14 protein-coding genes are annotated in these 10,428 nt (G+C 59.3%); 2 read left to right on the top strand and 12 right to left on the bottom strand.

Going from position 1 to position 10,428, the window contains the following annotated elements; genetic code table 11:
• The 10 genes from RhoBH5_RS31945 to RhoBH5_RS31900 form a co-directional block, all read right to left on the bottom strand.
• Positions 1-780, bottom strand: a 780-nt coding sequence (locus RhoBH5_RS31945; RefSeq protein ID WP_270009551.1) for a hypothetical protein, incomplete at its 3' end; no start/stop codon positions are given.
• A gap of 49 nt (positions 781-829) precedes the next feature.
• A complete protein-coding gene (locus RhoBH5_RS31940; protein WP_270009550.1) occupies positions 830-2,122 on the bottom strand; it encodes a DnaB-like helicase C-terminal domain-containing protein in 1,293 nt (430 codons plus the stop codon).
• The gene (locus tag RhoBH5_RS31935) at positions 2,119-3,063 is read right to left on the bottom strand and encodes a hypothetical protein (RefSeq protein WP_270009549.1); all 945 of its coding nucleotides are present in this window, start codon (positions 3,061-3,063) and stop codon (positions 2,119-2,121) included. The genes RhoBH5_RS31940 and RhoBH5_RS31935 overlap by 4 nt, the downstream gene beginning before the upstream one ends.
• A 48-nt stretch (positions 3,064-3,111) precedes the next feature.
• Complete coding sequence (locus RhoBH5_RS31930; RefSeq protein WP_270009548.1) at positions 3,112-3,351, bottom strand: hypothetical protein; 240 nt, start codon at positions 3,349-3,351, stop codon at positions 3,112-3,114.
• A 68-nt stretch (positions 3,352-3,419) separates the two neighbouring features.
• Positions 3,420-3,761 (bottom strand): hypothetical protein, encoded by a 342-nt coding sequence (locus RhoBH5_RS31925; RefSeq protein WP_270009547.1) that lies wholly within the window; start codon positions 3,759-3,761, stop codon positions 3,420-3,422.
• On the bottom strand, positions 3,758-4,519 hold the full coding sequence (locus RhoBH5_RS31920; RefSeq protein WP_270009546.1) for a hypothetical protein: 762 nt from the start codon (positions 4,517-4,519) through the stop codon (positions 3,758-3,760). Before RhoBH5_RS31920 ends, RhoBH5_RS31925 begins: the two co-directional genes overlap by 4 nt.
• Positions 4,519-5,172 carry a hypothetical protein gene (locus tag RhoBH5_RS31915; RefSeq protein WP_270009545.1) on the bottom strand — a complete coding sequence of 218 codons (654 nt, stop codon included), beginning with the start codon at positions 5,170-5,172 and terminating at the stop codon, positions 4,519-4,521. The genes RhoBH5_RS31920 and RhoBH5_RS31915 overlap by 1 nt, the downstream gene beginning before the upstream one ends.
• Positions 5,169-5,480, bottom strand: a complete 312-nt coding sequence (locus tag RhoBH5_RS31910) for a hypothetical protein (protein ID WP_270009544.1) — start codon at positions 5,478-5,480, stop codon at positions 5,169-5,171. Before RhoBH5_RS31910 ends, RhoBH5_RS31915 begins: the two co-directional genes overlap by 4 nt.
• A 44-nt stretch (positions 5,481-5,524) precedes the next feature.
• Complete coding sequence (locus RhoBH5_RS31905; RefSeq protein WP_270009543.1) at positions 5,525-5,971, bottom strand: hypothetical protein; 447 nt, start codon at positions 5,969-5,971, stop codon at positions 5,525-5,527.
• A 439-nt stretch (positions 5,972-6,410) separates the two neighbouring features.
• Complete coding sequence (locus RhoBH5_RS31900) at positions 6,411-6,653, bottom strand: helix-turn-helix transcriptional regulator (protein WP_333482283.1); 243 nt, start codon at positions 6,651-6,653, stop codon at positions 6,411-6,413.
• A gap of 104 nt (positions 6,654-6,757) precedes the next feature.
• Here RhoBH5_RS31900 and RhoBH5_RS31895 point away from each other — a divergent pair, with 104 nt between their 5' ends.
• Positions 6,758-7,417: a helix-turn-helix transcriptional regulator gene (locus tag RhoBH5_RS31895; RefSeq protein ID WP_270009542.1), complete on the top strand. Its 660-nt coding sequence runs from the start codon at positions 6,758-6,760 to the stop codon at positions 7,415-7,417.
• Positions 7,401-8,603: a tyrosine-type recombinase/integrase gene (locus RhoBH5_RS31890; RefSeq protein ID WP_270009541.1), complete on the top strand. Its 1,203-nt coding sequence runs from the start codon at positions 7,401-7,403 to the stop codon at positions 8,601-8,603. The genes RhoBH5_RS31895 and RhoBH5_RS31890 overlap by 17 nt, the downstream gene beginning before the upstream one ends.
• Here RhoBH5_RS31890 and RhoBH5_RS31885 read toward each other — a convergent pair.
• Entirely contained in the window at positions 8,587-8,931 is a 345-nt protein-coding gene (locus tag RhoBH5_RS31885) for a hypothetical protein (protein WP_270009540.1), read from the bottom strand. The two genes, RhoBH5_RS31890 and RhoBH5_RS31885, sit on opposite strands and share 17 nt — an antisense overlap.
• A 181-nt stretch (positions 8,932-9,112) precedes the next feature.
• Positions 9,113-10,210: a hypothetical protein gene (locus tag RhoBH5_RS31880; RefSeq protein WP_270009539.1), complete on the bottom strand. Its 1,098-nt coding sequence runs from the start codon at positions 10,208-10,210 to the stop codon at positions 9,113-9,115.
• Positions 10,211-10,428 lie beyond the last annotated feature (218 nt).

Below are 10,428 nucleotides of genomic sequence, written 5' to 3'. Positions count from 1 at the left end.
TAGTCGGCTCGTTTCCGGCAAGGTGAACAGCCGGTCGTCGATTTCGGACAGTCGATCCCGCTCCAGATCCCTCACCCGATGATGCGTCCAGCAGCGCGGGCAGCTCACGTAATCCTCGCCGCGTTCGACGTACAGGTCGGCCGAGCAGGTGAACGGTTGCCGCTCCTCGTCGTAGCTCACGTGCGGGCACGGTCCCTTGTACGACAACTCGGGAAGTCGGTCGATCGCCTTGCGGCACCGAGCAATCGCGTCCTCGATTCCGTCGAACAGTTCGGCAACGGCAGGGTGGCGGCGCAGATCGTTGGCGTACAGCGAGAGCCAGATCGCCGCGAGTTCGGCGTCGAGCGCACCATCCTGCGACAGCGATGCCGGATCCGGCCGACGACTGTGCCGATGCCGATGAACCATGTCGCGCAACCCTCGTGAGTCCAGAGCCGCATCCAGTTCGCCACCGATCAGCGCGTCGAGATCACGTGCCCACGTGACCAACTCGTTCGTCAGCGCATCGAAGGGGCGTTGGGTCGGACGCTGGTCGTACTGGTCGAGTCGGATCGGGAGCGCGGTCTCGGCACTCTTTCCGCGAGCGAGATTGCTGCTCATGCGATCCTGACGAGACCTCGTGATCAGGATGTCCGAAACGAGCCCGGGCACCGACTCCAGATTTCTGACGAGCGTGGCCATGCAGTCGTGACACAGGTCGAAGTCGTCGGCAACGGTGCGCCCGCAGTTGTGACAGGCAGTTGCTCCCGTTTCGTTGCGTCCGACCTTCTGATAAGCCATGCCACCTGTCCTTGCTGTCGTGAACGTGATTCGTTCCGCGGAAGCGCCGTCAGCCGAGGCGGGCTTGATGCGCTCGCCACGGCAGGACGACCGATCCGCTTCTGCCGGTGCGGTTCTTGGCGATGACGAGTTCGACTTCGCCGGTGGGTGTGTTGTTGATCAGTTCGTGGTGCAGCAGGATCACGACGTCGGCGTCCTGTTCGATGCTGCCGCTCTCGCGTAGTTCGGACAGTGCGGGTTTGCGGTCCGCGTTGGCGGCGTTGCGGTTGAGTTGGCAGGCGACGATGACGGCACAGTCGAGTTCTCGGGCAAGGATTTTCAACGATCTACTGATGTGTGCGACTTGCCGTTCTCGGGGTTGCTTGCTGTCGGATTCTTTGAGGAGCTGCAGGTAGTCGACGACGATGACGTCGAGGCCTTGCGTGCGTTTGATGGTTCGACACCGGGCGGCGATCGAGTCGATGGTGATGTCGGATTTGTCGACGAGCGTGAGAGGCATGTCCCGGTTGACCTTGGTGTACTGCTGGATCTGCGCGTAGTTGTACGCGTCGAGTTCACGTTTGGTGACTTGGCCATACTCGGCGTGAGCGCCGGAGGCGAGGATGCGTGAGACGACTTCGGTCTCCCCCATCTCGACGGAGAAGATGATCGCGGGACGTCCGATCTCGGCGGCGTGGGAGGCGAAGTTGAGCAGGGCGATCGATTTGCCTTCGCCAGGGCGTCCGCCGACGACGTAGGAACGTCCTGGGTGAAGGCCGCCGGCGAGCATGTCGTTGACGGCTTGCCACGGCGTGGAGATGGTGCGCGAGACGCTCTTGGGCGTAGTGATCCATTCCTGCCACGTATCTACGGCGTCAGCGAACGTTCGGGTGTCATCCGGGATTGATCCTTGGGTAAGGCCGGAAATTTGCTCTGAGGCGAAATGAAGCGATTCCGAGTAGCTCGAACCGAGCGATGTGTGCTCGGCCGCGCGCTTGAGCGCTTCGAGAAGGTGCCTGCGGTTGGAGATGTCCTTGAGGGCAGCTGCAGCACGGTGGACGTCGGTGTCGCGCACAGGTTCGCCTGCGAGTCGTTGCAGCCTGGCCCGAATGGCGGACGTGTCGCGGCGCGCGAGGAGTGTGCGCTTGGAGACGAGACCACCGTCGCGTTGAATAACTCGTGCTGCTTCCCAAATCTGCCCGAGGTGGACGTCGTAGAAGTCCTCGGGCTTGATCTGGGTGAGCAGGTCCGGGAGCAGGTGCCGCGAGGTCAGCGAGAGAAGCGTGGCCGTGAGGGTGGCTTCCTCGTCGGGTGCGTCGAGGAGTTCTTCTTCGGTGTCGAAGCTGGGTCCGGTGATGTTCATCGTGCAGGTGCTTCTTTCGCGAGGATTCGGGTGGTGATCTCGTGCTTGTGGTCGGCGATCCATTGCCGTCGTGCGGCGAGGTTGAACTCGCGTGCATCGGTGACGTCGGCGGGGATGTCCGGTGGGTCGAAGGTCAGGCCTGATCTGGCTTCGATCGACTGGGTGTCGAATTTCGTCCAACAAGTCCGGAGCCATTCGTCAACACCTGACGGGGTGGCGGGGAGTTGAACACCGTCGCGTTGCATCTGGAGCCGGAGGGTGTCGAACTTGGCGCGGAGCTTGGCCGGGGACTGGATGTTCGCTTTCCAGAATTCGCTCTGCTGCGACCACTCGGTGACGGCGAGAACGGTGGCAAGCGGCACGCAGTCCTTGTCGAGCAGAAGCCGGATGTCGTTCTTCCATTTTGCGGAGATCGTCGGAGGTCTGCAGCCGTTGTCGATCATGAGTTTGGCGAGCAGTTCGCAGACCTCGAGAACATCGGCCCTGACGTGTGCGTCAGGGTTTATATCTTTTATTTCTTCTATAAAGGAAAGATCTGCCCCTGAGGGCACATCGATCTGCCCCTGAGGGCAGGCCACCGACCTGCGATCTGCCCCTGAGGGCACATCGATCTGCCCCTGAGGGCAAATCACAGGTGAGAGCGTTATCCGGTAGGAAGCGGTGTGATCGTTTCCGCCCTCGATATGATGCTTCGTCATCGACAATTCACCGGACTCCAGCAGCCCGGCCAGAGCTGTCCGAACCATCTTCACCGAGAGTCCGGTCTCGCCCGAAAGCGTCGGAAGACTCACTCGCCACCAACGCCCCGATTCGTCCTCGATGCGATCCGCTCCGGGGACCTGGCAGACGAACTGGATGCGAGACCAGACGAGTGCGGCGTTGGCGCTGCCGAGTCGTCTCACCATCTCCGGTGTGACGGAGATGAACTCTCCTGGCTCCACAGTGACCCCTCATGTTCGTCTCCAGCGGGTGGCCGACGTCGTGCGCCGTCATGCCCACCCCAATAGCTGCGCGTAGTTCTCGCCGAAGTACTCGACATGAGATGCGCGGTGATACTCGATGTTTTCCGCAGTGAGCGTCTCGGCGTATTTACGTTCGATGTCCAACGTCTCCTCCCAGATCTCCTGCAGCAGCTCGTCCTGCTCCCTGGAGACGCTTCCTGCGGTGTCGTTGACAAGTTCCGCTGCCTGGTCGATCAGGGCCCAGTTCCGGCGCATCAGGTCGTTCACTCGTGGCGAGCTACCCGGCGCGTCGACATACGGGCGGAGAGACGGACCCGGCTGCCATTCACAGTCGTTCACCCGTCACCCGCTTTGTCGAGGATCGCGCGGATATCATCCTCCGGCCGGTCGATCAGGGCTGCGATCGTGCGGCAGGTCAACCCGTACTGGCGACCCAAGCGGACGTAATGTGCGACGTGACAATCGTTGTCCGCCTTGCCGATCGCACGAAGGATCTGCAAGGCGTGGCGCTTACGTGACGAGCGAGTCTGCCCCGCCCGGGGGCCGGCAGTGACGCCAGCCCCCGGGATGTCGACGACCAACGCCAGCAGAGTGGCATTCTCGCGTCGCAGTTCACGAATCAGATCCGCGCGGCCGTCCGGTGGTGGCCACGGCAGTGAGTCGTCGAGAGGGCTCACGCCAGCCTCGCGTTGATCGCTGATTCGGTGAGCTTGACTCGCATTTCCATCTCCGGGGCAACAGCGTCAAGGACTTCGAGCGTGGGTTCGAGGACATTGCTGGTCATGAACTTGAGCGCAGCCGTGGTGACGTACCCGAACAGGTCAACCCCGACCTCGTCGAGATACTGAGCACTAATTCGCTCGAGCTCGCTTTGGCTGCCGCTGTTTGCAGCCATGTCGTACATGAGTCTGATTGCCGCTGACTGAATCAGATCGACGTCGAGGATCGCGGACGGGACACCGTTGTCGTCGACGATGACCGCTTGACTCGGCAGCGGACCATCCGGGAGAACCTTGTCCTCGTCGTGCAATTCGAATGTCTTGCCGTCACGTTTCGCCCAGAATTCGAGCGCGCCCAACATGTCGTTGCCCCCAGTTGATCGCCTGTACTCGTCGGTGCGTTCGCGGCCGGATTCGACCCACTCTGCGGGGACAGACCAGTTGCCCCCACCTTGTCGTTGGACCTCTGCGCTGATCTCGTCAAGTGGAACTCCGAACAGGACGGACATGCCCTCCGCGGACAGCATCGGCACTCCGTCGATATATGTGTAGAGCGGTGAACTCTGTTCCTGATCAGATTGAGGTTCCGTGCCGCACGAGTTCTGGACGGATCGGCAGGTTGGGCATCCGATTCCCTTCGCGCCGTTCAGGTCCCAGCCGGTGGCGGAACGCAGTCGGCGGTTGCATGTGACGCATTTGCGGATCTTTTCGGCCATCAGGAGTTCGCCTTTCCGGAAGGGGTGGTAGCGGTTTCGATCAGCGCCTCGGCATCGCGCAGCTGGTCGATCAACAGGCAGAGGGATTCGTAGGTCAGCTCGGCGGCTCCCGCGTCGACGGTCACGATGTGCCGACTGGCTCCGTCACTGAAGCTCTGCTTGGAGACGCTGACGTTGACATTCTGCATACCCGCAGACTCGGGAACGCTTGGCCAAGTGCGGATTTCCTCGTAGTGGACGTAGATGTCTTCGCCCGCCTCATTTTGCTTGTAGGCATAGTCAAACCCCTCGGGGGTGCGGTTATGTTCGAAGTAGTCATGAATCCGCGACCAGAAGGTGGAGGGTCGCTTATCTGCGTCCGGGCACCATCCGAGCAGAGTCTTGAGCTCCTTCCGCTGTGCCCGCGTCATCTTGTATCCATCGCCGCGAGAGGCAATCAGGCACCGTTCCCAATTCTTGATGACCGACATGCTCGGATTCGAGATCTCCAGCAGTTCCCGGTTGATCGCTTCTCGGATGTCGGTGTCGTTTGTTACGGTCATCGTGAATTCCTTCTCTGGTGTGTTACTTGCGTGGGGTTCGTTGCCCGTCAGGTGGTCAGAGACCTGACGGGCATTTTCATTGGGGTTTACAGAGGGCTGACGGCTGGTCATGATGTCGCCGCTCCGTTCTCGTCGGCATCGAGTCCGAGCATCTTTGTCAAGCCGACAACTCCGGCGTCGGTTACGCGCATCGAGTCCTCGTACGACGTGACGGGAATCCGGCCGTCGACCATCGGCAATACTTTGTTCGCAATCACCTTCAAATCCGTCAGGTCGAGCACGACGATGGCGACTTCGCCATCGCGCCCCGCCACGGTGACGTAGGCGCCCTGGTTCGGCAGTGCTTCGAAGACCAAGACAGTGCCGTCGATGACGTTGTCCTGCTCGGCGTTCTTCTCAAGGGTGCGATCGAAACTCATTGTGCTGGTGTCCTTGTCGTTGGAAGGTTGGATATCTTGCAGGATTACGAGACTTCAGCGAAAGCCAGCTCCCACACCCATGCGGGGTACGAATTCGCTTCGCCGTAGAGCTGGTGCGGAACCTTGACTGGCGAGATCCCATTGCGATTCGCAATCGTGGTCGCCTTGCGCCCAACCTTGCTGAGGTATTGCACGCTCGTGTTCAGCTTGTGCAGGCGAGCGAATCCCAGTGCCGCATACCAGTCATGGCGGCCCTCGATCGCATCGAGTCGAGCCTCCGTCTTCATCGACAAGGCTTCACTCTTGGCTGCGAGAGCCTTCGCCTCCGACGCTTCACGCCTGGACTCTTCGAGTTGATCGATCATCCCGCGGAGGATGTCGAACTCGTTGTTCCGCTTGGGCGCAACCGCATGCTCCTCGACATCGAGAAGACGGGTCCGAACCTGCCGAGCAACGGGAGAGTCGCGAAGCAACATTGCCAGTCGAGTCATTGAACGCCGATTGAATAGCGCGATCTGACGAGCTCGCGGGCTCAGATTTGCGAGGGAGCCGAACTCCGTCTCAAAAATGGAACGAGTAACGACCCGGTACCCATCGGATTCAATCTCTTCGCGATTCATCTTCACGTGCCAGCGAATCGTCTCGACGTCAACCTCAAAGAAGGTTGCCACCTGCTCGGTGGTTGCATGCATGTCGTCTGGGAGCAACGACAACACCTTTACCTTGTCGAGGACGTCAGTCCGTGTTGCGAGAGTGTCACGCTGGGCGCGGGCGGAGGGCGCAGTCAGGTCGATCGCTTCACTTGACACAAGAACGGATGTATCGTTCACATTGATCACTTCCTTGCTTGGGGATTGGTTTCGACGGCACTGGTCGCGGCGGTGGGCACCTCGTGGCTGGTGCCGTTTTTGTTAGGTGGGGTGGTCGTCACTAAGAGACGCCGCCCCGCACACTGGCGCTCTCCTGCGCAGCAAGCCACTCGTTGAGCTTCGAAAGCTTGTAGACGACACGCTTAGGCCCAAGGGTCTGCGATTCCGGACCAGAGTCGCAATGACGCCAATACCTGAGTGTCGCGGCCGGCACTCCTGTCATTTCGCTCACCTGCTTGGTGGTGAGGTACTGCTCCATCTGTGCCGCAACTTCGACGTGGGTGCGGAGCTCTTGAACTGGCATTACAACCTCCTGTTGGCTATGGCCTACAAAATGTCTACCAGTCGCCAACGGATTCCGCAACAACACACGTAGCCCATACCTACAATTCGTTGTAATATCTGCTCATGACATCAAAGAGCGAAGACGTGGACGTGTCAGCCGGACACCCGGAAATGCCGTGGGAACAGAATTTCGCGAATCAGATGCTCAAACTCCGTTCTGCTCTCGGCCTCAATCAAACCGAGTTGGCAAGGCGGATTAGCTTGTGGGGCTTACCCTTTCATCAGCAGACGATTCAGCGAATTGAATCTGGTCAACGCCCAGTTCGACTCAACGAAGCGAATGTAATTGCCGACACGCTAGGTACGACCGTGTCTGCAATGATCTCCGAAATGGGGGTAATGGATCGCCAAATTATCTACCGGGTGGATCGGTTGCGTTACGAAGCGACTACGTGCAACGAAGAGCTCAAGGAAATGAACACAAGGCTGCTGTCTACCCTGTCTATCCTGGCCGGACTTGTGGGCGATGAGATGAAGAAAGCGAACGGAGGGCCAGTGTCAGAAACGCTCAAATGGTCCTACGGCTGGATGACAGTGGGGGGTGACGCCTATGACATTTTGGAACAGGCCCGCTTGCATCTCCGCTACCTGACCGAGGGCGGTGAAGCACCAACTCTTTGGAGCGTTAAGCGGGTCCAGTTACTCGATCAGGTTCCAAATGGGCTGATGCCCGATGAATTGACATTCGATCCGCCTGTCAGTCGCAATGATTCCCCGGCGTAACCGACGCGCCGGCGTCGAGGACCTCTGGTGGAAAACGGTCCGCGTCGACAACAAAGACGAGAAGGTTAAGTCCAAGCTCCATGGCCAGGGAATGCGTTGGCGTGCAAGGTATGTCGATGATTCCAGCCAGGAGAGGACGAAGCGTTTCGAGCGCAAAGTTGATGCGCAAGCGTGGCTCGACACCATCGTTGCGAGTCAGGTCACCGGCAACTATGTCGATCCACAGCTCGGCAAGATCACGTTCGCCTCGTTTTACAAAGAATGGTCTTCACGGCAGGTGTGGGTTTCCGGAACCGTGAAATCGATGGACCTCGCAGCGAACGGGGTCACCTTCCGCAATGTCGCACTCGGCGAGCTTCGGCCGTCCCACATCGAGTCCTGGGTGAAGGCGATGCAGGATAAGCCGCTAGCCGCCTCGACCATCAAGACTCGCTTCATGAACGTCCGCTCCGTGCTTCGAGCCGCGAAGCGCGACAAGGTACTTGGAGAGGACCCGACGGAGAAGATCACGCTCCCCCGCCGTCGGAGAGCGGAAGCTGCGATGCAGATTCCAACCCCGCAGCAGGTTGGTGCGCTGATCTCATGTGCGGATGACGACTTCAGGCCGTTTGTTGCCCTCGCAGCGTTTGCGGGTCTCAGGCTTGGAGAGGCTGCCGCATTGCAGATAGCGGACATTAACTTCCTGCGGCGCGAGATCCACGTGCAACGACAAGTCCAGCGGGCCAACGGAGGTGCTGTCGAGATTCGCGCGCCGAAATACGGCAGCGAACGGACAATTCCGGTGCCGAAAGGCCTACTCGACATGATTGCCGAGTACATCGCCAAATGGCAGCCGGGCGATGAACCTACACGGTGGCTTTTCCCTGGAGAGAACGGGCATCCTTGGCATCAGAACTCTGTCGGCTATAGGTGGCGGAAGGCCAAAAAGAAGGCAGACCAACCAGACTGGCATCTGCACGATCTGCGACATTTCTACGCATCAGGCCTGATCTATGCGGGATGCGACGTGGTAACCGTTCAAAAGGCGCTTGGCCACAGCTCCCCCAACGTCACCCTTTCGACCTACGTCCACCTGTGGCCGAATGCCGACGATCGGACGCGAAAAGCGGCTGAAGCGATGTTTGCTGACGCTCGCAGCACGCCGCCAACCGAGCACCCCGGAGCCGCCCTCAACTCGCTTTCATGAGCCTCGGCGGCCTAACGGATCGCTGGCCTGCCAGAGAATCGACCTGATAACGAATGTAACCAAGCAAGAACCAAATGCGCGCACCCAAATGCGCAACGAGCGCGAGGGCGGATGCAACCAACGCAGATTTGATGACACCTGTTGTAACAACTAACTGCACGAATACCGACACTGTGAGTGCGAGCGAAACGTATGCGGCAGCGGTTGCGGAACGCGCGAAACCGTAGGCAGCGATCATCGGATCGGTCCCCTCCCATGCGCCTTTGTCCGAATCTGCGGCGAGGTCCTTAACTCGCGTCACGCTCAGCGTGCAGAGTGCGAGCAGCACGCCGGACACTATGGAGGCCCCTGAGACCAGTGCACCCACTTCGATTTCAGGCACAGCTGCGAGGCAGTAACCGAACACAAACGCCGGCAAAACGAATGCCAATAAGACCCGCACCCATGACAACTGATCATCTTTCGGGCGACCTAATCCCTGAGTCGACCAACAGACGAGTCTTCCGTAGTTACGAGCTAGCTTCCCCTTCATCGCTGACACGAATCTGCAAGCGTGGAGCAGTATCGGGATGCGTCCATTCGGTCGACTCCCATCCTGGTTGCAGCGTGACACCTCCAGCTTTCGCCAAGTCTGTCACCGCAGTCCGACATTCTCTTCGAAATTTTTCCTGACTAGGTTGACCGTCCGCAGTGCCCTCCATCACGTAGCTCTGCTGTGCGTCCAACCCGTCGTACGCTATCGTTCTCTCTTGTCCGTCTGCATTCAACACTGTCGCCTTGATTTCAACGACATCGTCGCGAAATCGTATCTTGACGCTGTCGTCGGCAAGATCGTCGGTTTCAAGCGGAAACTCGATCTCACGAAGACCGTCGGCGGTGTGTTGGCGCATGAACGGGCGACGGAATTGTCGGAGCCGAACGCCAGGTAAAGGTCCGTCCACGGCCTTGTAGATGCGTCGATTAACCTCGACCATTCCTCGACTGTAACCCTGCGCTCCGCCCGAGGCTGCCGTGGTGTCCGGAGATCGGAGCGCTACCTCAAACCCAAGTAGCCTCGCTTCCTCCATAGCATTCTCAACCTGGCGCCACAGCGAGTCCTCGCGAACCGTGCCGATCACCAACCTGTAACCGCGATAGGTGGCAGCGAATTGACGTATCAGTTCCTTGCGCCACTCCGCTGGTAATGAGTACCGGCCATCCTTTTCGACCAGCAACCAACCTTGATTTGAGTTGTTCGGGATAACCGCATACACCCAATAGGGTGACCACTCGACACCAGACGGCTCGCGGTCTTGGGGCTGATCGCCCTTCCTCAGCCTGATCTTGCTGGCGCGGCCAGACTCACCCCCATCCATCCGCCAAGAGATCGTCCGCCCTGCTCGCAAAATGTCGGTTGGCTGACCGAAATGCCGCTCGTCTCGCTCTACAAGTTCTGCATCAGGCAGGGCCTCTACGAACGCACTGATCAGATGGAGTAGGTCGCCGTTTGCACCGTTGAAGTTCGCAACAAACGGTTCGCGGTCCTCGATGGTCCTATAGACGCGTTTGTCCAACTCAACCCGCAGAGAGAACGGAAAGATCTTGCGATCGCCATTCCATCGAACCATCGTCTTCCTCTCCAAGCCTGCGCTCGCAGGCGAATTCTCCTGCGTACCGGCTGCGTACTTTAGGATAAGAAACCAGTGCTGACCTGCACTATTACACGTTGAAGCGGAACTCGCTCCTGGGCGTTTGCAGGAATTGGTGCGATCAAGAAAAGCCTGCGATCAGGCAAAAGGGCGGTTGACAGTGTTGGACAGGATGTGACGTTCTCGGCACTTCTGCG

Source organism: Rhodococcus sp. BH5 (genome assembly GCF_027583855.1).
GTDB classification, from domain to species: Bacteria; Actinomycetota; Actinomycetes; order Mycobacteriales; family Mycobacteriaceae; genus Rhodococcus_F; species Rhodococcus_F qingshengii.
Note: the sequence above shows the minus strand (reverse complement) of the source record. Positions and strands in the feature narration are given on the sequence as shown.

Bases quoted from the DNA above. Each gene is read 5' to 3' on its own strand.
- RhoBH5_RS31940 (WP_270009550.1), bottom strand. From the start codon at position 2,122: ATGAACATCACCGGACCCAGCTTCGACACCGAAGAAGAACTCCTCGAC.
- RhoBH5_RS31900 (WP_333482283.1), bottom strand. From the start codon at position 6,653: ATGCCAGTTCAAGAGCTCCGCACCCACGTCGAAGTTGCGGCACAGATG.
- RhoBH5_RS31905 (WP_270009543.1), bottom strand. From the start codon at position 5,971: ATGACTCGACTGGCAATGTTGCTTCGCGACTCTCCCGTTGCTCGGCAG.
- RhoBH5_RS31890 (WP_270009541.1), top strand. From the start codon at position 7,401: ATGATTCCCCGGCGTAACCGACGCGCCGGCGTCGAGGACCTCTGGTGG.
- RhoBH5_RS31910 (WP_270009544.1), bottom strand. From the start codon at position 5,480: ATGAGTTTCGATCGCACCCTTGAGAAGAACGCCGAGCAGGACAACGTC.
- RhoBH5_RS31920 (WP_270009546.1), bottom strand. From the start codon at position 4,519: ATGGCCGAAAAGATCCGCAAATGCGTCACATGCAACCGCCGACTGCGT.
- RhoBH5_RS31915 (WP_270009545.1), bottom strand. From the start codon at position 5,172: ATGACCAGCCGTCAGCCCTCTGTAAACCCCAATGAAAATGCCCGTCAG.
- RhoBH5_RS31880 (WP_270009539.1), bottom strand. From the start codon at position 10,210: ATGGTTCGATGGAATGGCGATCGCAAGATCTTTCCGTTCTCTCTGCGG.
- RhoBH5_RS31895 (WP_270009542.1), top strand. From the start codon at position 6,758: ATGACATCAAAGAGCGAAGACGTGGACGTGTCAGCCGGACACCCGGAA.